Source organism: Bacillus sp. Y3 (assembly GCF_008123875.1).
Classification (GTDB): domain Bacteria; phylum Bacillota; class Bacilli; order Bacillales; family Bacillaceae; genus Bacillus; species Bacillus altitudinis.
Window position 1 is genome coordinate 524058 of the sequence record NZ_VSSC01000003.1, and the last position, 22827, is coordinate 546884.

Genomic DNA, 22827 nt, shown 5'->3' on the forward strand with positions numbered 1-22827 from the left:
ACTTGCTCATGCATGTCATGACAGAACTTGCCATAGTGTGGCTAAACCGACACCGCCTCCACTGCCAATTGCAGCCATGACATAGCTTCCATTCGGTAAGGCGCGGGCTTCGTAAAACAGTCTCACCATCATAGCAGCTCCCGAGGCGCTATATGGATGCCCAAGACAAAGCGCACCGCCTCTTTTATTGATACGGTCATAAGGAATACCTAGTGTCCGGGCAATGAGTACTACTTTGAGCGCAAACGCTTCATTGATTTCAAAAAGTGCAACATCTTCTATCTTCACCTGTTCTTTATGTAAAAGTTTCTTGATTGCATCAATTGGTGAAGCAGCAGGATAATGCGGGTCCATAGCGGTCACGGCACTCCCGATATACCGCAGCATAGGGCTGAAGCCTTTTGCCTCCGCTTCCGCTCTTTCCATCACAACGACGGCAGCTGCACCATCTGCTTCTTTACAGCTATTGGTCACAGTCACAGTACCTTTGCCTGGTAAAAAGACAGGTTTTGCCCGCTTTATCAAGCTTGCAATCGGTCTTATTTTAGCTGCCGCTTCATCTGTACTCATCCCGCTAATCGGAACAATTTCTTCTGAATACGTTCCTTGCTTGAATGCGGTTATACTTCGTTCCCAGCTTAAAAGTGCATAGTCATCTTGCTCTTGTCTCGCAACTGAAAATCTCGACGCCGTCAGCTCTGCCGCTTCCCCCATATGAGGGTCCCCTATCCACTCTGGAGAAAAGCGGGCCCTTTCTTTCATTGGTGACCGAGAAATGCTTTCCGTTCCACCAGCGATATACATTGATCCCTCCCCCGACTGAATCATGATGCACGCCGTTCTAATGGCTTCAAGACCGGAAGCACACTGCCTATCAATGGTCATACCCGGAATATGTAATGAAAGCCCTGCTTCTAACGAGGACAGACGGGCAATGTTGCCACCACCCCCGACGACATTGCCTAAAATGATGTCATCTGGCTTGGTCACGTTTGAAAAATGCTGGATCAAGGGCGCGGCTAGATGCTCTGGCTGGTAATCCTTCAACATTCCATTTTTCTCACCGAAGGGCGTCCGCTTCGCTTGTACGATCACGGCTTGCATGATAATTGTTCCTCCGCCCACTTTTTCATACTGGCACGAGCGATTTTCCCTCCTGATGTTTCGATCATTTTGTCCGTGACGAGCCATTTTTTTGGTACTTTGTATGCCGCTAATGTTTCTTTTACAGCTTGCCGAATGGTTTTTGTTTGCTGTACATTCTCAATAATGGCAACAGGGATTTCGCCCCAATATGGATCAGGAAGTCCAATCACGATTGACCGATTCACCTCTGGCTGTTCATTCAGCACACGCTCAATTTCCTCTGGAAAAATATTCAGTCCCCCATAGACAATCATGCCATTCTCGCGGCCGCTCATATACAAGTAACCATCTTCGTCGAGCCACCCCATGTCATATACGGTCAGCCACTCTTCGGGCGGCTTTTCATCTTGTAAATAGCCTGAAAAAGACATTGGGCTTTTCACATAAATTCTCCCTATTTCATTTGACTTGCAAACGGTTTGATCTGCCCTCCTGACTTCAACCTGAATAGAAGGAAAAGGTTTTCCGACAGAAGTAGGTTTTTGCAGAAAGTCATCAGAAGATAAATAGGAAACAAAACTCAATTCTGATGTTCCATAAAAATCAAAAAATGTGATGTGAGGATAGCGGTTGACGAGCTGTTTTTTTGAAGAGTTTCCCCAATCTGCACCAGAAGACAGGACAAGAAGCGGATTCTTTCCGAAAGCATCCATTTGCAGTAACGATTCTGTCATGGTCGGAACCGTATAAATAGCCGTGATGTCTCCTCTTTCTAAGATGTTTTTTGCTTTCTCTGGCACAAATTTTTCTAACAATGTCACGGTGCCCCCGAAATAAAGTGTGCTGATCGCGCCGTATAAAAAATGAGAGGATAAAAGTGTGCCCAAAATCAGTACATGATCTTGATGTGTGATCCCAAAGACGGATGTTGTCATTTGAAAGCTCTCGATCCATGACTGCTGGCGTCTTATAAAGGCTTTTGGCGATCCCGTTGATCCTGAAGTAAATCCCATATAAAAAGCAGGATCTTCCTCCGGTTCACCTTTGTTCGATTGAACGTTTATGCTGAGGCTGATTCTTTCTTTCCATTCAGATAAAGAGAGCACTGGCATGTCCAGCTTGTACTTTTCAATCCTTTTGATATATCGATCTTCCACAATGACAAGGTCCGCGTCGCTTAATAAGAGCTTTTCCGCGCATTCCTTGTCACTCCACCGCGGATCAAGAGGCACCGCTGTCCATCCTGCAGAAGCTGCGCCAGCAAATAGTTGAAGAAACGGAACACCATTTGATACTAAAAAAGCGACTCTTTTTTGCTGATGAGGCGTTTCTTTTAACCATTGTGCAGTTGACTGCACACGCTCATGCCATTCTTCATAAGTGATCTGCTCTTTTTCATCTATGATCGCCATCTGATCTGGCTTCACTTTTGCATGAGCCGCATAGCTTTCCGTTATTCTCATCAAACTGCTCGCCTCCCTCTATGTAAGTCCCTTTTTCGATATGACATCGCTTGAATGATTTTCACCGTGAAGACAGCACATATCCCTGCTTTGATCAGATCACCCGGTAAATAAATGACGCTGAACAGAGCTGCTTGCGTGATCTTTATATGCATCATCATGGCTTGAAAGGGAATTCCGCCTATATATAATATCCCGATACTGCATACCGCATAGATCAAAAATAGTCGTAAGGCCGTCACTTTCTTCAGCCGGTTAAGCCACAGGCTGATCATAAAGGCAGCCACTGGATAAGCAAGTAAAAAACCACCGCTTGGCCCAAAAAAGACCCCTATTCCGCCTCTTCCTCCAGATAAAAGAGGTGCGCCTGCTGCCACTATTAGAAGAAACAGAAGTAAACTAATCAGCGCTTGCTTTGGTTTTAACAGCCCTCCAGCAAGCAAAAGACCTGCGGTTTGTAAGGTGATTGGTACAGGTGTAAACGCAAGAAAAATAGGCGGAATCAATCCTAACATCCCAATAACTGCTGTCATTAATGCCATTTGCATCATATCGTGAATTTTCAATTTTCATACCCCTCACTCGATTCATTATTAAAAATAGCGTAAAAGGTCGAGTGATATATGTCAACTAAATTTCAATAATAGTTTACATATAGAATGTAAAAAAAGACCTGTGAAGAAAGATCACAGAGATCATGTTCACAGGCCTTTTATTCGTTCTATTCTTCTTCGTCTTCTTGATCTAAGAACGTATTTAACGTTTCTTCAATCATGTCCCACTCTTCATCCGTTTCAATTGGCTCTAATTCGCCATCTTCACCGTCTTCATTTGGTGTGAAGCTTGATGCATGAATTTCAATTTCTTCGTTATCTTGTTCAGAAATTGGGTAGTAAAGAACATATGATTTGTTAAAATGGTCGCTTTCAAAAGTAAATAGTACTTCGCAAAGCTGCTCATTTCCATTATCATCAACGATTGTAATTTGCTTTTCTCCGTGTTCCATTTGATTCACCTCATTTTAATTTAAGCTGTCTAAATACCCTTGAAGGATCATAACAGCCGCCATTTTATCAATGACTTTTTTACGCTTTTGTCTGCTCACATCTGCAGAGATGAGCATTTTTTCTGCTGCCATCGTTGACAGACGCTCGTCCCAAAGCACAACAGGAACATTGTACGTGTTTTCTAACACTTTCGCAAATGATTGGCTGGCCTCGCCTCTTGGACCGACCGTACCGTTCATATTTTTTGGAAAACCAAGGACAATTTTATCCGTTCCATATTGCGAGACGATCTCAGACAGGCGGCTGAGACCAAAGTCTCCGCCTGCTTCATCAATTTTAATGGTTTCAATCCCTTGAGCTGTCCATCCCATTTCATCACTGATTGCCACACCAAGGGTTTTCGTGCCTAAATCTAAGCCTAAAATTCTCATGTTTTACGCCTCTTTATGTGTCTCTAAGTACGATTTAACCAATTCCTCAATTAATTCGTCTCGTTCTAATTTACGAATTAGGTTGCGTGCATCCTGATGTCTTGGAATATAAGCAGGGTCGCCTGACAGCAAGTATCCGACAATTTGATTGATCGGGTTGTATCCTTTTTCTTGGAGTGCGTCATAAACTGTTATGAGCACTTCATTCACATTGGTTTCAGCTGAATCATCAGAGAAGTTAAACTTCATTGTCTTATCAAATGAACTCACTGCTTCTTGCACCTCTCTTCCAACATTCTACTAGCAAGCTTTTTTCTAACCGCTCATCTAATACCATTATTCTACACTACATTGACTGATTATAAAACGGATTTGACAGATTCTTCGACAGTTGCCAGTGCTTCTTCAAGCTTTTCTGGCTGTTTCCCGCCTGCTTGTGCCATATCTGGGCGTCCGCCTCCGCCTCCGCCGCAAATTTCAGCTGCCTGCTTCACAAGTTTTCCTGCATGAAGACCTTTTTCAATGACGTCTTTTGTCACACCGGCTGAAATGTTGACTTTTCCATTTTGAACAGCACCAAGTACGATGACAGCTGAACCTAATTTCGCTTTTAAGTCATCAACCATCGTTCTTAAATGGTTCATGTCTTTAGCGTTTACTTTTTCAGTTAACACGTTCACTCCGCCAACTTCGATGACTTTTTCTAAAATAGAGCCAGCTTCTGCTTGACTTAATTTCGCAAGAAGTGATTCGTTTTCTCTTTGAACTTCTTTTAAATCAGCCTGCAAGGAAGCGATGCGTTTTGGTACATCTTTTGTATTTGATTTCAGTTCATTAGCTGCCTTTTCTAAAATCGCAAGCTGATCATTTAATTCTTCATAAGCACCTTTACCTGTTACAGCCTCAATACGGCGTGTTCCAGCACCAATACCCGATTCAGATGCAATTTTAAACAATCCGATCTCCGCAGTGTTTTGAACGTGACAGCCTCCGCATAACTCGATGCTGTAATCACCCACTTGCACCACACGGACAATATCGCCATACTTCTCGCCAAACAGCGCCATTGCACCCATTTCTTTTGCTTCAGCAATTGGTTTCAGGTCAATGGCAACCGAAATGCCTTCCCAAATCTTTTCGTTGACGATTTTTTCAATTTGTGACAATTCTTCTTTCGTTACTTGTCCAAAGTGAGAAAAGTCAAAGCGAAGTCTGTTTTCATTCACAAGTGAACCGGCTTGGTTAACGTGGCTGCCCAATACATCTTTTAGCGCTTGGTGCAAAAGATGTGTCGCTGTGTGATTTTTCACAATGCCTTTTCGAAGCGCTGATTCGACTTCTGCAGTGACTTCAATGCCTTTTTGAACCGTACCACTTACGACGACTCCTTCGTGGACATGCTGGCCGTTTGGCGCCTTTTTCACATCTTTGATATCAATGATCGCTTCGGCACTTTTTAACGTTCCTTTATCCGCCACTTGTCCGCCGCTTTCCGCATAGAAAGGTGTTTCATCTAATAAAATTTGCACCGTTTCCCCTTCGTGAGCTTCTGTGACAATTTCACCGTTTTGAAGCAATTCGATAACACGAGCATCTGCAGTTAAATTTTCGTAGCCCACAAACGTACTTTCTGCTTTAATATCGCCTAAAGCCCCGCCTTGAACCTGCATACTACCTACATCTTGTCTGGCATTTCTTGCACGTTCACGCTGCTTCTCCATTTCTAGCTGGAAGCCTTCACGATCGACTGTCATGTTCTCATCTTCTGCATATTCTTCCGTGAGTTCGACCGGGAATCCATATGTGTCATAAAGCTTAAACACATCTTTACCGGAAATTTGTGAGCTGCCATTGTCTCGTTCTTTTTTGATCACTTCTGATAAAATGGCTAACCCTTCATTCAGTGTCTCATGGAAACGCTCTTCTTCATTTTTGATCACTTTTGCAATAAATTCTTCTTTTGCTTGAACATCTGGATAGAAATCCTTCATGATCTCCGCAACAACTGGAACTAGGTCATACATAAATGGACGGTGGATATGGATCGTTTTTGCATAACGCACAGCACGGCGCAGCAAACGTCTTAACACATAACCTCGGCCTTCATTAGAAGGAAGTGCTCCGTCACTGACGGCAAAGGCAACAGTACGAATATGGTCAGCAATGACTTTAAATGCTGTGTCTTTTTCTTTTGACTCCCCATAGCTTTCTCCAGAAATCGTTTCTACTGCACGAATAATCGGCATGAACAGATCTGTATCAAAGTTCGTCGGTACGTTTTGAATCACAGAGACCATACGCTCAAGACCCATTCCTGTATCAATGTTTTTCTTCGGAAGCGGTGTATATGTACCATCTGGATTATGGTTAAATTCAGAAAAAACAAGATTCCATACTTCTAGATAACGTTCATTTTCTCCGCCTGGATATAATTCAGGGTCGTTCATGTCGTTGCCATATGCTTCGCCGCGATCATAGAAAATTTCTGTATTCGGACCACTTGGCCCCTCGCCAATATCCCAGAAGTTGCCCTCTAGACGAATAATTCGTTCCTCAGGGACACCCATTTTATCTCTCCAAAGAACATATGCTTCTTCATCCTCTGGATGTACCGTTACAGATAACAGATTCGGATCAAAGCCAATCCACTCGTCACTTGTGAGGAATTCCCAAGCCCATTCGATTGCCTCTTCTTTGAAATAGTCTCCAATAGAGAAGTTGCCCAGCATTTCAAAAAACGTATGATGACGTGCTGTTTTCCCTACATTTTCAATGTCATTTGTACGAATTGATTTTTGTGCGTTGCAAATCCGCGGATTCTCAGGCACGACGCGGCCATCGAAGTATTTCTTTAATGTTGCCACCCCGCTGTTAATCCATAAAAGTGTTGGATCGTCATGCGGTACGAGGGACGCACTCGGTTCGACAGCATGTCCTTTTTCTTTGAAAAAATCTAAAAACATTTGACGTACTTGAGCTGAAGTTAAAGTTTTCATCATAAATCCTCCCTTTTTTATTCTCAATCTTCACACAAACGAAAAAACATCCCGCCCTATGCAAGCAAAAAACTACTTACACAGGGACGAGATGCTCTCGCGGTACCACCCTGATTATAGACATATGCGTCTATCACCTTCACATCCGATAACGCCGGAAGAGAGCGGCAGTGTTTATCTGCACTCGGGACTAGCTTCCGTTAAAGGTCTGATAAGGCTTTTCTCAGCAAACAAAGCCTCTCTCTGCAACAGCTTTTTAACGTACTCGGGTCCGTCATTGAATTCAATATGTATGAATCGAAATTATTATAGACAACTCGGCTCGTCTTGTCAATGAACGCTTCGTCTCATGTGAATATATTGCACAATAATGACCCTCATAATGGCTGCGGACGGCACGGCTAAAATCATTCCAATCAAGCCAAACAGCTCACCTCCAGCGAGTAACACCAGCATGATTACGACAGGATGCATATGCAGGCTTCTCCCGACAATGATCGGACTCAGTACATTGCTTTCTAAAAATTGAAGCACGGCTACTGTAATTAGCACAATGATCACTGACTTCACTGAGATGGTAAAAGCGATAAAGACAGCTGGAATCGCTCCAATAATCGGACCAAAATACGGAATGACATTCGTTGCGCCGATTAACATACCTAGTACAAGCGGATATGGAATATGAAACAGCCAAAGAACAATGGCGGCAGCACCTCCAATTAAAGAACAGACAAGCAATTGCCCTCTAATATAATCCCCAAGTGAGTCATCCACTGCTTTCACAAAGGCATGTCCCCTTTTTCGGAAGCTTGGCGGGGTTAAATACCATGCTGCCCGCTTCATCGTGTTCATATCTTTCACCATATAAAAGACAAGAAAAGGAATAAGTGCAGCAACTAAGGCGTAATCAAGCAGTACTTTACAGCTAAGAATCATCCGCTCTGCCCCATTTGCGGCATACGTTTCAGATTGGACAATAAAACGATCCAGCCGTTCATGCAGTCCATCAGGCCAGTGGCTTGTATGACGATGAACATGTGATAAAGCACCATTATACGTTTCGGCAAGCATGGGAATTTGCTCCGACAATTCATTTAACTGAGCGATTAAAACCGGTACCCCTTTATACACAGCCAAACCAATGCCGCCAAAAAACAGCACATATATCAATAAGAGACTGACCGTCCTTGGCAAACCTCGCTTATGTAGTCTTTCAACAATTGGATAAAGAAGATAAGAAATAAAAATAGCGATAAGAAGCGGGATCAAAACCGCTTTGAGCAATAAAAAAATAGGCATCCATAACTCGTCGAGCTGAACCAAAATGAGTAAAGACGCAAGGACAAGCAGTACACCTGCAGCATATATTAGAAACTCGATCGGACGTTTCTTCACCTTTTTCACCTCTCTTCTTATTGTTTAACCAACTTCTGCAATTATCCATGTAAATAAAATTTGTCCTAACTTTGTTAAAAATGAATACACATGAAACATACGGCTCCATCCAAAGTCACTGTTTGCTGTAAAAATCTCGTTAGAAAATATTCCATTATTTTCTTATTTTCGCCTCATTTATGCTAGAATCCGCTTTAGCTCAATCATTAGAAGAGGAGGTTCTTCATGATCACATTCGAAGAAGTCAACAAGCATTACGGCCAGTTCCATGTACTTAAGGACATTAACCTACATATTCAAAAAGGTGAGGTTGTTGTGATCATCGGTCCTTCAGGATCTGGAAAAAGCACGATGCTCAGGTGTATCAATCGTCTTGAAAGCATTGATGAAGGAAAAGTCCTTGTCAATCAAGTGTCTGTTCAGCATCCGAAAACCAACATCAATCTCATCAGGCAAAATATCGGGATGGTGTTTCAGCACTTCCATCTTTATCCGCATAAGACGGTGCTTGAAAACATTATGCTTGCGCCGATGAAGGTTAAAAAAGTGAGCAAAGAAGAAGCAAAGGAAACAGCTGAATTTTATTTAAATAAAGTTGGCATTCCTGAAAAAGCAGACACCTACCCTTCTAGACTCTCAGGAGGACAGCAGCAGCGTGTGGCAATCGCAAGGGGACTTGCAATGAAACCTGAGGTCATGCTTTTCGATGAACCAACATCAGCTCTTGATCCAGAGATGATCGGTGAGGTGCTAGATGTGATGAAACAGCTGGCAAGGGAAGGAATGACAATGGTCGTTGTCACGCACGAGATGGGGTTTGCCCGTGAAGTCGCAGACCGTATTGTGTTTATTGATGAAGGAAGAATTCTTGAAGAATCTACACCAGCTGCCTTTTATGAAAAACCGCGCGAGAAACGCGCTCAGCTCTTTTTAAGCCGTATTTTAAATCACTAGGGGGAATGAATTTGATGAAAAAAATGAAACGCTTTGGCCTATTACTGTTGATGACTTGCTGTATGATCGCTCTCGCTGCCTGCGGCTCTGCCGAGAAAGGCTCAACCGATGCAAAACAAAGCAGCTCATTAGAAGCCATTAAGAAAGACAAAAAAATCGTTTTCGGTGTGAAAAACGATACTCGTTTATTCGGTCTAAAAAATCCTAGTAGCGGGGATATTGAAGGGTTTGATATTGATATCGCAAAAGCGATCACTAAAGAAATGCTCGGTGATGAAGGAAAAGCAGAATTCAAAGAAGTGACATCTAAAACAAGAATTCCTTTACTGCAAAAAGGAGATATTCATGCCATTGTTGCCACAATGACGATCACAGAAGAGCGTAAAAAAGAGGTCAATTTCTCAGACGTATACTTTGAAGCAGGACAATCACTGCTTGTGAAAAAAGGCAGCGACATTCAATCGATTGATGATCTTAAAAAAGGTACGAAGGTGCTTGCAGTGAAAGGGTCCACTTCTTCTCAAAACATTCGCGAAAAGGCACCAGAAGCATCCGTTTTAGAATTTGAAAATTACCAAGAAGCCTTTACAGCCTTAAAATCAAATCAAGGGCAAGTTCTGACAACTGATAATGCAATTTTATTTGGCATGGCAGACGAAGATTCAAATTATGAAGTCGTTGGCGGAACATTTACCGATGAGCCTTATGGTATCGCTGTGAAAAAAGGCGATGAAGAATTGACAGAAGCCATTAATAAAGCGTTAAAGGCATTAAAAGACAATGGAGAGTATGACAAGATTCATAAAAAATGGATCAAAGAATAATCAATTGACTCGATCAATCTCAACACCCTCAGGAGAGCCGCTTGCCGGCTCCTCTGTTGATTAGGAAGGAAGTGAACTGATTGCTGCGGTTTTCCATTTTAACTGAGAACTTCCATCTTTATTTAGAAGGGTTTAAATATACGATTGGTGCAAGTGTCATTGCGTTGATTGGAAGCTTTTTCATCGGTACACTCATTGCCATTATGAGAATTGCGCCACTAAGGCCGCTCAACTGGTTAGGGACGGCTTACGTGGAATTTATTCGGAATATTCCGTTATTATTGATCACCTTTGTGTTCTTTTTTGGTTTACCGGTACTTGGCATTGTGGCAGATGGCTTTACAGCAGGAACCATTGCCCTCTCCATTTATACGTCTGCTTTTATCGCTGAAGCCATTCGTGCAGGTATACAAGCTGTACCGCTTGGACAAATGGAAGCAGCTAGAGCTTCTGGTCTGACATATGGCGGAACGATGCGATATATTATTCTGCCGCAGGCCATCAAAATTGTCATTCCACCACTTGGGAATCAATTTATCAACCTTGTGAAAAACTCGTCTATTTTAGGTGTCATTGCAGGGTTTGATCTGATGTACCAAGGAGACCTTATCGCTTCGAGAACGTTTGTGACATTTGATGTATACATTTTTGTTGCCATGTTCTATCTTCTATTGACCATTCCACTTAGTCTAGGCGTTGGTTATTTAGAAAAAAGATTAGCCCGAAGCCACTAGAAAGGAGGAAACACAATGGATTTTATAGGTGCCTACCAGCCCGATCATCTCGCCTTTTTACTTGAAGGATTTGCTGTCACCTTAAAAGTGGCTTTTATCTCCATCATTTTAAGCTTTATCATCGGATTAGTCGTTGGCACATTGAGGTTCGCACAAATCCCTATTTTATCAAAGGTGCTTGCGGTCATTGTTGAAACCGTTCGGAACCTACCGCTTTTGCTGATCATCTTTTTTACGTATTTCGCCCTGCCTGAAATTGGCATTAAGCTGAGCATCACGGCCTCTGCCATTGCGGCTTTAACCGTGTTTGAATCCGCTATGCTGTCAGAAATCATTCGCAGCGGATTAAAATCAATTGATAAAGGACAAATCGAGGCGGCCAGATCCTCTGGTTTAACCTATATTCAAACATTAAAAATGATTATCATGCCACAGGCGTTACGCCGAATGGTACCGCCGATTGTCAGTCAATTTATTTCTCTTTTAAAAGATACATCGCTCGCCGTTGTAATTGCCCTTCCAGAGTTATTGCATCACGCGCAGATTTTAAATGGTCAAAGCCAATCTTATTTACTTCCTATTTTCCTCTTGGCGGCCATGATGTACTTTGTTGTCAACTTCAGCTTGTCTATACTTGCACGGAGATTAGAGTACAGGCAGGCATAAAAAAAGGACATCCGCTCATGGTGGATGTCCCTTTTTGTTTAAAGCATTCGCATAACTCGTTTTCTCATCTTTTTCATATCCCGCTTAGATGGCATATCATATCGACTTGCAAAGTGATATGCGAGTGCACCTGCACCAAGCGTTAATAGTGAAGAAGTCATTTTGCCCATTCGAAATTCCCCCTTAACACTTATAGTTGAATTGAACGTTCATCGTCACTAAACAGGTCGTCTAAACTGCTTAGTGTACCGTCTTCCTCCACTTGGTGAGTAGATATTTTGCCTTTTGACAGTGTCAATTCAATAAAACAGCCCCAGCAATAATATTGATTGACCCCAATTTTTCCGATGTCTTTACATTTGCAATTTGGGCAAATGAGCATATTCAGCACCTCTTTACGTTCGGTTTAGAACAAGTGCTTCCTTTTGAACATCCATCAAGGTTCCGGCAGCATGCAGCTGCTTTCGAATCCCTGATAGCTCTGTAAAGAAGCCGTCCGAGAGTTCATATGCTACGATTGTGCCCGAATTCATGCAAAAGTATACATCTTCCAAAACACCTAATGTTTCACCATCTGGCGTACGGATCATTTTCTTTTTTAATTTCGAAAAGAAAAAGGATGGGGCGGTGGTATCTATCTCGATGCCCTTCTGGCAGCTCACATATAGACCTTTGTCTGTCAGTTTGTCGCCAGCTGAGAATGGAATGAAAGCACAGTCTTTCTTTTTCCCATCTAAAACATATCCCCCGCAGCTGCCGCCGGCTAAAAAGCAAATATCTTTGATCGCCCCAAGTGAATAAGACAGCTCGTCTGTATAGATCGTCAGTCCTTCAAGCTCTCGACATGTTCTCAAAATGTGATCAACCACCTTTTCGGAACAGTCTTATCGTGTGCGTTTCCTCTATGACTCATACGAAGAAATGGCTTCCATGAAGGAAGCCATTTACTCTTGCATAAAATCAAACGGAGTGATTCCCTCCATGCCAATATTGGCATCGTGTACGCTGAAAGGAAGTTCTTTTTGGAGGGCTGCTAGCTCAGCGTCCATGATTTCTTCCGTTTCAGTAAGACGCATGGTTAAAGACGTTTGTCTGAGGGAGTCTTCATTATTTTTTACGCCCCACTCTAATGCTGATTCCTCACCGCACAAAATTAAAAACTTTTTACTTCGTGTAATGGCCGTGTAAAGCAAATTTCTTCGAAGCATTCGATAATAACTTCTCACGACTGGCAGCACCACGATTGGGAATTCACTGCCCTGGGATTTATGAATCGAGCAACAATAAGCGTGTGTAAATTGATGAAAATCTTTTTTCGTAAACGTGATTTCATTTCCATCAAAGGAGATGACCGCCATATCTTCTTTTTCTGTGTTTTCTTTCGCATAAAAGATCGAGACAATTTCGCCAATATCTCCATTAAAAATGTTATTCTCGGGCTGATTGACAAGCTGAAGTACCTTATCACCTGTCCGGTAGACGACATCACCAAAAGGAATTTCTCTTCCTTTTGGCTTTTTAGGATTCAAAATTTGCTGAAGCATTTTATTCAGTTCATTAATGCCTGCTTTTCCTTTATACATCGGGGCGAGCACTTGAATGTCCTTTGCTGAATACCCCTTTTGAGCAGCATTGCTGACCACTTTCTCGATGACTTCTTTCATTTGGTCACTAGAGCATTGAATAAAGGATCGATCCTTCGAGCGTGCAGTAATATCCTTTGGCAAAACACCATTTTTCATATCATGCGCAAGCTCAACAATTGTTGAACCGTCTGCCTGCCGGTAAATATCAGTTAATGTAACTGCCGGTATAGCTTGTGACGCAAGCAGGTCTCTTAACACTTGACCAGGCCCGACAGATGGAAGTTGATGTTCGTCTCCAACCATAATGACTTGAATATGATCTGGGATCGCCTTAAACAAATGGTTCGCCAGCCAAATATCCAGCATACTCGATTCATCAATGATAACAAGCTTTCCTTCAATCGGCTGGTCTTCATCATGTGAGAAGCCTTCTGATCCATTCCAGCCTAGCAACCGGTGAATGGTCACAGCAGGAAGTCCAGTGGATTCTGTCATTCGTTTCGCAGCACGTCCAGTTGGTGCGGCAAGCACGAACGGAAATGCTTCATCTTTTTTATAATCACCCGGGTCAAGAGATACGCCGTGAAGATCGCTGTAAAGCTCGACAATCCCTTTAATGACCGTCGTTTTCCCTGTACCCGGTCCGCCTGTTAAAAGCAGCATTGGAGACATGAGTGCCTTTTGAATGGCTTCTTTTTGGGTTGGTGCATACTGGACACCAAGCCGTTCCTCCAGTTCACCGAGTGCAAGCAGAAATTCTGATTCAGGAAATTGATCTGCATATTCTGTTTGAGAGACAATTTTTTGAATACGTTTTGCCACACTTTGCTCCGCATAAAAGAGCGACGGATGATAACAGCGATCATCTTCAATGATCATGTCTTTCCCTTCACCAAGTGCAATGATCTGATTGGCAACGTCCATTTCAGTCACTTTGTAGTCATTGCCTGTTTGATTCAGCAATTTACGGGTTTCGATGATCAGATCTTTCGTTTGTATGTACGTATGACCGTCTTGCAGGCTTGCTGTCTCAACGGTATACAAAAGGGCTGCACGAATGCGTTCTGGATCATTTCCAGATATCCCTGTTCTAGCGCCGAGTTCATCTGCTTTAATAAATCCAATCCCCTCGACGTCTTTGACGAGCTGATAAGGGTTTTCTTCAATTTTCTGCAACGTTTCACTCTCGTACGCTTGGTAAATCTTCATACTAAGCTGAGGACCAAAGCCATATTGATTCAGGCTGATCATAATTTGCTCAAGCCCTTGATGCTCCTGAAGTGCGGCAGCCAGCTTATCAGCCTTCTTTTTTGACAGGCGAGGGACGTCATACAAAACAGACGGATCACGCATAATTTGATGAAGCGTCTGATTGCCTAGCTTGCCGACGATTTCTTCCGCTGTCTTTTTTCCAATCCCTTCAAACAAGTCACTAGAGAGATAATGAATGATGCCTTGTTTTGTTGTAGGGACTTCCTTTTGAAAATGAGTGGCTTGAAACTGCTCGCCAAACTTCGGATGACTTGTGACCTTGCCATAGAAGGTGTAGGTTTCCTCCTCATGAAGCGCTGGGAAGTACCCTGTGACAGATGCTGTTTTTTCCTCTAAATTCTCTGATGTTTCAATGACTTTTACTTTTAACACCGAGTATAAATTACTTTTGTTATGGAAAATAACGGCTTGAACCGTCCCTTTTAAAAACGGTTCATCTTCAAGCTTCATTTGATCTGGATGTTCCTGCACAGGTCTTCCCTCCTTCCGGTTATTCTGCCTCTTGAATCAGCTTTTGCGCATGCAATGCAAGCATATGATCAGGTTGCACGTCAATGGCTTTTCCTAGCATTTCAAGCGCTTCATCTTTTTTTTCTAAATACGCATACGCAACGCCTGCATTATAAAAGGCGTCTGCATGCTGCGGATCTCGCGTAATCACTTCAGTAAAGACTGCGACCGCTTCCTCCAGCAGATGTTCATTCGCTAAGCACATGCCAAATTGAAATCTTGCTTCGTTATCTTCTTCGTTTAGCTCAACTGCACGCTGAAGATAAGGCATCGCAAGCTTTGGCTGCTCTAATTTCATCAGTGTCTGCCCTAACATATAAAACAAATCACTGTTTTCCATTCCAGCTTGTAGCGCTTGCTCAAAATAGTCTTTCGCTTTCATAAAGTCTTCTTTCATCGTGTAGACATTTCCTGCCCCATAATAAGCTGCAGCTGCTGTATGATCAAGTTCAATGGCTTTTTGAAAGAAGTTCAATGCACGTTCAAATTCATGAACACTTGAAAGTAAATTCGCAAAGTTAATATATGGAACCGGGTCCTTTGGGCTTTCTTCAATGGCTTTCGTAAAAGCTTCAGCTGCCTGTTCGATGTTCCCTTGATTTAAAGCTTCAATACCGATTTCGTTATGATTCATTCGCTCTCTTCATCCTTTCATTAAAAAACCTCAACAGCGACGTTGAGGTTTTTAACACATGTTACACATACGACAGCTTTTGGCCATCTTTAAAGACATCGTCAATGGTCCCGCCGCCAAGACATTCTTCGCCATCATAAAAAACAACAGCTTGTCCTGGAGTGACAGCACGAACGGGTTCATCAAAGATCACCATTGCTTCCTGCTCACCTGTCATTTTGACTTTTACATGATGGTCTTCTTGACGGTATCGGAATTTCGCTGTGCATGTGAGTTCACCGTTTTCGCCGACAATATGAGGACGAGTCCAGCTGATGTTAACAGCTGAAATACTTTCAGAGTATAAAAGCGGGTTGTGGAAGCCTTGTTCAACAAATAAGATATTTTTCTCTAAGTCCTTCCCAACAACGAACCACGGATCACCGCTTCCGCCAATGCCAAGTCCTTGGCGCTGACCGATCGTGTAATACATCAGTCCATCATGTTCACCTTTTACTTCTCCGTCCATTGTCTGCATCACACCGGGCTGTGCAGGCAAATATTGGCTAAGGAACGTTTTAAAGTTTCTTTCCCCAATAAAGCAGATGCCCGTAGAATCTTTTTTCGTTGCTGTTGCGAGCTCTGCTTCTTTCGCTAATTCACGCACTCTTTTTTTCTCTAAATCGCCGATTGGGAACAACACTTTATCAAGCTGTTCTTGAGTCAGCTGATTCAAGAAATAAGTTTGGTCTTTGTTTGTATCAAGACCTCTTAGCATTTTGACTTCATCGCCGGTTCTGTCGACACGGGCATAGTGGCCTGTTGCCAAATAATCCGCTCCAAGCGACAATGCATGCTCAAGAAATGCTTTGAACTTAATTTCTTTGTTACACATGACATCTGGGTTCGGCGTTCTGCCTGCTTTATATTCATCAAGAAAATATTGAAACACTTTGTCCCAATACTGTTTCTCGAAATTCACTGCATAATATGGGATTCCAATCTGGTTACAAACACGAATGACATCCTCATAGTCCTCCGTTGCTGTACATACACCATTTTCATCTGTGTCATCCCAGTTTTTCATAAATATGCCGATCACATCATAGCCTTGCTCCTTTAGCATGAGCGCAGCAACTGATGAATCGACGCCTCCGGACATACCGACCACAACTCTTGTGTCTTCAGGTCTTTTTGTCATCTTCATCAACTCCAATTTCAATGAAACAACGTGCGCGTTTCGTTCTTCAGGTGCCTAGCTGTTTCATTTTTCACACACGAACAAAAGGGAGCATTTATTTGGCTAGGCGTTTCACGACAGCCGCTATCTTATGCGCCGCCTGCTTCACATGTTCCTCTTCATTTCCAAGACCGAAGCTAATTCTGACTGAGGATGTCAGCTCTTTTGCTTCTTCACCATACATGGCGCTTAATACGTGCGAAGGAAGGACAGATCCAGCCGTACATGCTGACCCGCTTGAAACAGCAATCCCTTCCATATCTAAGTTCACAAGTAACGATTCAATAGAAACGCCCGGGAAGTGGACATTTAAAATATGCGGCAATGTCTCTTTCGGGTGTCCATTGATAGAGAAATTGAGTGATTCCTCTTTGAATACTTGCAGCATCGCTTCTTTGAGCTTACCATAATGCACTGCTTTTTCTCTTCTATTTTGCTTTGTTAATTGAACTGCTTCTGCAAGCCCAATGATTCCCGCCACATTTTCAGTGCCAGCACGGCGTTTTCTTTCTTGTTCTCCTCCGAATAGCTGCGGAGAAAGTTTTACACGCTCATTGACGTATAAAAAGCCTGTTCCCATCGGGCCATTTAGTTTATGACCGGACGCAGATAAGAGGTCGATATGAAGTTCTGTGACATCAATTGATATTGTCCCAAATGCCTGTACTGCGTCTGTATGAAAATAAGCAGTGTGTTCGTGTAAAAGTTGACCAATTTCTTTGATTGGCTGAATCACACCCGTTTCATTATTGCCATACATGATGGTCACAAGAATTGTATCGTCTCTTAGTGCTTGTTTTAATTGATCAAGATGAATCAATCCAGTGTGATCCACATCTAAATACGTCACATCAAAACCAAGCTTCTCTAAGCGTTCGCATGTATGCAGCACTGCATGATGCTCAGTTTTTGTTGTGATAATATGTTTTCCTTCATGCTGCCTTGCCATTGCCACACCTGTAATGGCCAAGTTGTCTGCCTCTGTTCCCCCGCTTGTGAGGATGATCTCCTGCTGCTTACAGTGTAATTCTCCTGCAATGACTTCCCTTGCTTCATCGAGCCACTTTCTTGCCTCGCGCCCATATGAATGAATACTAGAGGGATTGCCAAATATCTCTGTAAAGTAGGGCATCATCTTGTCCACAATTCGCTGATCCATCGGCGTTGTGGCTGCATGATCTAAATAGATACGTTCCATTTCCGGTACACCTCTGATCTAAATATAGAACATATACGCCTCTTGATCCTCGTCATCTTTATAACTTGCCAAGTCTTCAAGAGTTGTATTGTCTAGTACGTCTTTTACTGCATCACGAATACGAATCCAAAGTGCACGCTTTGCTGGCTCTTCGTTTTCGATCACTTCAACAGGACTAATAGGTCCTTCTAATACACGAATAATATCACCGGCTGTAATCTCGTTTGGCTCATGGGCAAGCACATAGCCGCCATACGCTCCTCGGATACTTTTCACAAGACGTGCATTGCGAAGTGGTGATACAAGCTGCTCTAAATAATGCTCAGACAAATCATTGTTTTGAGCAATTGATTTTAATGATGTAGGGCCTTCGCCATGTTTTTTGGCTAATTCGATCATGATCGTCAGACCATATCTGCCTTTAGTAGAAATTTTCAAGTTAAACACCTCTGCGTTTTCTATTTCTATGTCATCAATTATTTTTCTGATTTCATATACGCTTATATAGACCAAAAGCAATTATATCATACTTTTAGCCAACTTTCATTTGCGGGTTCTGAGCTCAAAACGAGGACGCATCCCTTTTCTATTTGAAGAAATTTCGGTACTCTATACAAACAAGACATTGCTTTAGGAGAGATAATCATGAAACCTTTAGCGTATCGGATGCGCCCAAGTCATATTGGAGACATTATTGGGCAGGAGCATCTCGTTGGAGAAGGTCAAATTATTAGACGAATGGTCGAGGCGAAACATTTGTCCTCGATGATTTTATACGGGCCGCCGGGAATCGGCAAAACATCCATTGCAACTGCAATCGCTGGCAGTACAAGCATTGCCTTCCGTACATTGAATGCGGTGATTCATAACAAAAAAGATATGGAAGCTGTCGCCGCTGAAGCGAAAATGAGTGGTCAAGTCATCTTGATTTTAGACGAAGTCCACAGACTCGATAAAGGGAAGCAGGATTTCCTTCTTCCGTATTTAGAAAATGGCATGATCATTTTAATTGGCGCGACAACAGCTAATCCGTATCATGCGATCAACCCAGCCATCCGTAGCCGGACACAAATATTTGAGCTGAAGCCGCTGGAAACAGAGCAAATCAAAGCTGCATTATCTCGAGCTTTACAGGATGAACATCGCGGGCTTGGCGGTTATTCGGTCAAAGTTGATGAGGAGGCAATGAATCATTTTGCAAATGGATGCGGAGGAGATGTGCGTTCCGCTTTAAATGCGCTTGAACTAGCCGTCTTATCGACAAAAGCGGATGAATCTGGACAGATCACGATCACTCTAGCTGCAGCAGAAGAATGTTTACAAAAAAAGAGCTTCTCGCATGATAAAAACGGTGATGCCCATTATGATGTCCTCTCGGCTTTTCAAAAATCCATCAGAGGATCTGACGCAGATGCTGCGCTACATTACCTTGCAAGACTCATTGAAGCGGGAGACCTTGAAAGCATTTCGAGACGATTACTTGTGATGGCTTATGAAGATATTGGCTTAGCCAGTCCGCAGGCAGGGCCACGTGTGTTAAGCGCTGTTCAAACAGCTGAGAGAGTTGGTTTCCCAGAAGCACGAATTCCACTCGCTAATGCCGTGATTGAACTGTGTCTTTCTCCAAAGTCAAACTCCGCTTACCAAGCGATTGATGCGGCATTGCATGATATTCGCACGGGGAAAATTGGTGAAGTTCCCGTTCATTTAAAAGATGCCCACTATAAAGGGGCAGCAGCACTTGGAAGAGGCGCCGATTACTTATATCCGCACGATTATGAAAATGGCTGGGTGAAGCAGCAATATTTACCTGACCCGCTGAAAAACAAGCAATATTATGAACCAAAGCAAACTGGAAAATTTGAAGGTGCACTAAAGCAAGTGTACGAAAATTTAAGACGGCAAAAATAAAAAAAGCCCCCTGCTCTAAGCAGGCGGGCTGTTTATTTATCTTTCACACGTGTAATCGGAATGTCTTTTAACAGTTTCATAATGACATGACCACCCATGATCAGTCCAGCCACAGATGGAACAAAAGCATTGGATGACGGCGGCATTTGTGCCTTACGAATTTTCGCTTCATCATTTCCCACTTCTTTTCTCACATCTTCACGAATGACAATCGGACTTTCATCAGAGAAAATAACTTCAATTCCCTTACGAATGCCTTCCTTCCGCAGGCGTGTTCTGACGACTTTCGCAATTGGGTCTGTATGTGTTTTCGAGATGTCATCAATTTTAAAACGTGTCGGATCTGTTTTATTTGCAGCACCCATACTCGAAATAATGTTCACATCGCGTTTCAGGCACTCTTTCATTAAATGAATTTTATAATGAATTGTATCTGATGCATCAATGACATAATCAAGTGGATACTCAAAGAATTGTTCATATGTTTCTTCTGTATAGAACATTTTGAGCGCAACAACTTCACATTCTGGGTTAATGTCAGCAATTCTTGCCTGCATTAAGTCAACTTTAGGCTGACCAACCGTTGATAGCAAAGCTGGCAGCTGCCTATTTACATTTGTAATATCAATATCATCTTTATCAACAAGAACAATACGGCCAACACCTGAACGAGCAAGGGCTTCTACTGCAAAAGAACCTACGCCGCCTACTCCAAGCACTGCAACTGTACTGTTTTTTAATATATTTAAGCCTTCCTTGCCAATGGCAAGCTCGTTTCTTGAAAACTGATGTAACAAGTGCCTCACTCCACCTTTATTTAAAATGAATCGAAAGAATCATATCATATTCAGCGTTCTCCGTCATCCTTCTCAAATAGAAAAAAACACAAAAAAGTCCCGATCACGCCGCCAGCTTTTCCTTCGTTTTGAACCCCGCACCATGCAGGTGGGTGCTTTCTTCCTCACTTTATAAGTCCTCAGAAGAGGCATTTATGCAGAAAGGAAAGGCAAGCTCCCGTAGAAAAAAATGTTCGGTCAAAACTAGGTAACCACCGTACGTATCAGGACTTTATTTATTGGTTGATGAAAGCATATCATAGGCATGTCCCTTTTACAAGCGTTTACATGCCTATAAACATGCGCCTATTTTACTGTTTTACTTTTGTTTTAATCGCCAAACTCAGTTCATCTAGCTGCGCTTCGCTTACAGTGCCAGGAGCATCTGTGAGAACACAGCTTGCACTTGCCGTTTTCGGGAACGCAATGGTATCTCTTAGGTTAGATCGGCCGGCAAGCAGCATCACTAGGCGGTCAAGTCCAAGCGCAATTCCGCCGTGCGGAGGCACCCCATGCTCAAATGCATCAAGAAGGAAGCCGAACTGATCGTACGCTTCTTCTTTAGAAAAGCCAAGTAAACCAAACATTTTCTCTTGAATGTCCTTTTCAAAAATACGAATAGAACCTCCGCCAAGCTCATAGCCGTTCAGCACAAGATCATACGCTTGAGCTTTCATATCTTCTGGACTTGTTTCAATTAATTCAAGATCATCACGAACTGGCATTGTGAAAGGATGGTGGGCAGCATAGAAGCGGCCTTCTTCTTCATCTTTTTCAAGCAGCGGCCAATCGACAACCCATAAGAAATTGAAGACAGACTCATCGATAAGTTTAAGCTCTTTGCCAAGTTTTAAGCGAAGTGCGCCAAGCGCATCATGGACAACAGTCGTCTTATCTGCAACAAAGAGTAAAAGGTCGCCTTCTTCAACTTGAAGCTGTTCTTTTAATTCTGCTTGTTTTGACTCATCAAAGAATTTAGCGATTGGTCCTTTTAACTCTGTCCCTTCAGCTTTTAGCCAAGCAAGACCTTTTGCACCATAGTTCGCTGCAAATGCACCAAGTGCATCGATGTCTTTTCTTGAGTAGTTTGCTGCAGCCCCTTTGACATTAATCGCTTTGACAGCTCCGCCATTGTTTACAGCACCGCTGAAGACTTTGAAATCTGAGTCTTTTACCGTGTCTGAAATGTTGACAAGCTTCATGTCAAATCGGGTATCTGGCTTGTCAGAACCATAGGAATTCATCGCTTCATCGTACGTCATACGAGGTAATGGCAATGTCAGGTCAACACCTTTGACATCTTTCATCACCTTTGCCATCATCTCTTCAGCAAGCGTCATGATGTCTTCTTGGCTCATAAAGGACATTTCAATATCGACTTGTGTAAATTCCGGCTGACGGTCAGCACGCAAGTCTTCATCTCTAAAGCAGCGAGCGATTTGATAGTAGCGGTCCATCCCAGACACCATGAGCAATTGCTTAAATAATTGCGGAGACTGCGGCAGCGCATAGAATTCTCCTTCGTGTACACGGCTTGGCACAAGATAGTCACGCGCACCTTCTGGCGTACTTTTTGTTAAAATTGGCGTTTCAATGTCTAGAAAGCCGTGATCATCTAAGAAATGGCGGAATGCTTTTGTGACTTCATGTCGCATTTTCATCGTTTCAAACATCGCAGGGCGGCGAAGATCTAGGTAGCGGTATTTTAAGCGCACATCTTCTGATACCTCATCTGCTTGATCAGAAATGACAAATGGAGGCGTCTTGGCTTCATTTAAAACAGTGACTGTGTCGACTTGAATTTCAATTTTGCCTGTTTTTAAATTTGGGTTGATCGTGGCTTCTTCTCTTGCGACCACTGTCCCTTTAATATCAAGGACATATTCATTCCGAATCGATTCTGCTGTCTCAAGAGCCTCTTTTGATTGGTCTGGATGAAAGACAACTTGCACAATGCCTGTACGATCACGCAGGTCAATAAAGATTAATCCGCCAAGGTCACGACGTTTTTGTACCCATCCTTTTAATACAACGGTTTGACCGATTTGGTCTTCTGTTACTTCTCCACAATAAAAAGTTCTACCAAACACAAACATTCCACTCCT

The 22827-nt window shown here is 42.7% G+C and carries 23 protein-coding genes, 1 other RNA gene and 1 other annotated feature; of the genes, 5 read left to right on the forward strand and 19 right to left on the reverse strand.

The annotated features are described in order from the left end of the window. Positions 1–15 precede the first annotated feature (15 nt). The 8 genes from FXF70_RS07825 to FXF70_RS07860 all read right to left on the reverse strand — a co-directional run bounded on the left by FXF70_RS07825 (position 16) and on the right by FXF70_RS07860 (position 8378). On the reverse strand, positions 16–1104 hold the full coding sequence (locus tag FXF70_RS07825; RefSeq protein WP_148780083.1) for an acetyl-CoA C-acyltransferase: 1089 nt from the start codon (positions 1102–1104) through the stop codon (positions 16–18). Then, positions 1092–2549, reverse strand: coding sequence for an acyl-CoA synthetase (locus tag FXF70_RS07830; RefSeq protein ID WP_046344994.1), 1458 nt, complete (start codon positions 2547–2549; stop codon positions 1092–1094). The genes FXF70_RS07825 and FXF70_RS07830 overlap by 13 nt, the downstream gene beginning before the upstream one ends. Further along, complete coding sequence (locus FXF70_RS07835; RefSeq protein ID WP_007501449.1) at positions 2549–3115, reverse strand: biotin transporter BioY; 567 nt, start codon at positions 3113–3115, stop codon at positions 2549–2551. Before FXF70_RS07835 ends, FXF70_RS07830 begins: the two co-directional genes overlap by 1 nt. 155 nt (positions 3116–3270) lie before the next feature. Next, entirely contained in the window at positions 3271–3555 is a 285-nt protein-coding gene (locus FXF70_RS07840; protein WP_017358102.1) for a DUF1292 domain-containing protein, read from the reverse strand. Between the two features lie 15 nt (positions 3556–3570). Beyond that, positions 3571–3987 carry a Holliday junction resolvase RuvX gene (gene ruvX, locus FXF70_RS07845; protein WP_003216519.1) on the reverse strand — a complete coding sequence of 139 codons (417 nt, stop codon included), beginning with the start codon at positions 3985–3987 and terminating at the stop codon, positions 3571–3573. A 3-nt stretch (positions 3988–3990) separates the two neighbouring features. Further along, positions 3991–4257, reverse strand: a complete 267-nt coding sequence (locus FXF70_RS07850) for an IreB family regulatory phosphoprotein (RefSeq protein ID WP_024718370.1) — start codon at positions 4255–4257, stop codon at positions 3991–3993. A gap of 89 nt (positions 4258–4346) precedes the next feature. Beyond that, a complete protein-coding gene (gene alaS, locus FXF70_RS07855; protein WP_046344100.1) occupies positions 4347–6983 on the reverse strand; it encodes an alanine--tRNA ligase in 2637 nt (878 codons plus the stop codon). Between the two features lie 79 nt (positions 6984–7062). Continuing rightward, positions 7063–7270 (reverse strand) — a binding site (T-box leader). Between the two features lie 43 nt (positions 7271–7313). Next, entirely contained in the window at positions 7314–8378 is a 1065-nt protein-coding gene (locus FXF70_RS07860) for an AI-2E family transporter (protein ID WP_035701703.1), read from the reverse strand. Between the two features lie 225 nt (positions 8379–8603). Between FXF70_RS07860 and FXF70_RS07865 the strand changes: the two genes are divergently transcribed. The 4 genes from FXF70_RS07865 to FXF70_RS07880 all read left to right on the forward strand — a co-directional run bounded on the left by FXF70_RS07865 (position 8604) and on the right by FXF70_RS07880 (position 11556). Then, a complete protein-coding gene (locus FXF70_RS07865; RefSeq protein WP_007501456.1) occupies positions 8604–9332 on the forward strand; it encodes an amino acid ABC transporter ATP-binding protein in 729 nt (242 codons plus the stop codon). Between the two features lie 14 nt (positions 9333–9346). Then, positions 9347–10156 (forward strand): transporter substrate-binding domain-containing protein, encoded by an 810-nt coding sequence (locus FXF70_RS07870; protein WP_017367698.1) that lies wholly within the window; start codon positions 9347–9349, stop codon positions 10154–10156. Positions 10157–10236: 80 nt separating this feature from the next. Beyond that, positions 10237–10890, forward strand: a complete 654-nt coding sequence (locus tag FXF70_RS07875) for an amino acid ABC transporter permease (protein WP_008342691.1) — start codon at positions 10237–10239, stop codon at positions 10888–10890. A gap of 15 nt (positions 10891–10905) precedes the next feature. Then, positions 10906–11556, forward strand: a complete 651-nt coding sequence (locus FXF70_RS07880; protein WP_008342693.1) for an amino acid ABC transporter permease — start codon at positions 10906–10908, stop codon at positions 11554–11556. Between the two features lie 38 nt (positions 11557–11594). Here FXF70_RS07880 and FXF70_RS07885 read toward each other — a convergent pair whose 3' ends face one another. The 8 genes from FXF70_RS07885 to cymR all read right to left on the reverse strand — a co-directional run bounded on the left by FXF70_RS07885 (position 11595) and on the right by cymR (position 18413). Then, positions 11595–11726, reverse strand: a complete 132-nt coding sequence (locus FXF70_RS07885; RefSeq protein WP_008342695.1) for a YrzQ family protein — start codon at positions 11724–11726, stop codon at positions 11595–11597. Between the two features lie 20 nt (positions 11727–11746). Beyond that, positions 11747–11938, reverse strand: coding sequence for a hypothetical protein (locus FXF70_RS07890; RefSeq protein ID WP_003216308.1), 192 nt, complete (start codon positions 11936–11938; stop codon positions 11747–11749). Positions 11939–11951: 13 nt separating this feature from the next. After that, on the reverse strand, positions 11952–12410 hold the full coding sequence (locus tag FXF70_RS07895; RefSeq protein ID WP_008342703.1) for a PRC-barrel domain-containing protein: 459 nt from the start codon (positions 12408–12410) through the stop codon (positions 11952–11954). A 90-nt stretch (positions 12411–12500) separates the two neighbouring features. Beyond that, the gene (recD2, locus tag FXF70_RS07900; RefSeq protein ID WP_148780084.1) at positions 12501–14885 is read right to left on the reverse strand and encodes an SF1B family DNA helicase RecD2; all 2385 of its coding nucleotides are present in this window, start codon (positions 14883–14885) and stop codon (positions 12501–12503) included. Between the two features lie 19 nt (positions 14886–14904). After that, positions 14905–15558, reverse strand: coding sequence for a tetratricopeptide repeat protein (locus tag FXF70_RS07905; RefSeq protein ID WP_008342707.1), 654 nt, complete (start codon positions 15556–15558; stop codon positions 14905–14907). Between the two features lie 61 nt (positions 15559–15619). Further along, positions 15620–16738, reverse strand: coding sequence for a tRNA 2-thiouridine(34) synthase MnmA (gene mnmA / locus FXF70_RS07910; protein ID WP_008342709.1), 1119 nt, complete (start codon positions 16736–16738; stop codon positions 15620–15622). A 94-nt stretch (positions 16739–16832) separates the two neighbouring features. Continuing rightward, positions 16833–17975, reverse strand: coding sequence for a cysteine desulfurase family protein (locus FXF70_RS07915; RefSeq protein ID WP_099496641.1), 1143 nt, complete (start codon positions 17973–17975; stop codon positions 16833–16835). 18 nt (positions 17976–17993) lie between these two features. Further along, entirely contained in the window at positions 17994–18413 is a 420-nt protein-coding gene (cymR, locus tag FXF70_RS07920; RefSeq protein WP_008342713.1) for a cysteine metabolism transcriptional regulator CymR, read from the reverse strand. 207 nt (positions 18414–18620) lie between these two features. Between cymR and FXF70_RS07925 the strand changes: the two genes are divergently transcribed. Beyond that, on the forward strand, positions 18621–19886 hold the full coding sequence (locus FXF70_RS07925; protein ID WP_008342715.1) for a replication-associated recombination protein A: 1266 nt from the start codon (positions 18621–18623) through the stop codon (positions 19884–19886). Between the two features lie 32 nt (positions 19887–19918). On the opposite strand, the gene FXF70_RS07930 is transcribed toward FXF70_RS07925, so the two are convergent. The 3 genes from FXF70_RS07930 to aspS form a co-directional block, all read right to left on the reverse strand. Beyond that, entirely contained in the window at positions 19919–20683 is a 765-nt protein-coding gene (locus FXF70_RS07930) for a tRNA threonylcarbamoyladenosine dehydratase (RefSeq protein WP_008342718.1), read from the reverse strand. 92 nt (positions 20684–20775) lie between these two features. Then, a non-coding RNA gene (ssrS, locus tag FXF70_RS07935) (6S RNA) lies at positions 20776–20956 on the reverse strand. Between the two features lie 77 nt (positions 20957–21033). Beyond that, positions 21034–22812 carry an aspartate--tRNA ligase gene (gene aspS, locus FXF70_RS07940; protein WP_039956037.1) on the reverse strand — a complete coding sequence of 593 codons (1779 nt, stop codon included), beginning with the start codon at positions 22810–22812 and terminating at the stop codon, positions 21034–21036. Between the last annotated feature and the right edge of the window lie 15 nt (positions 22813–22827).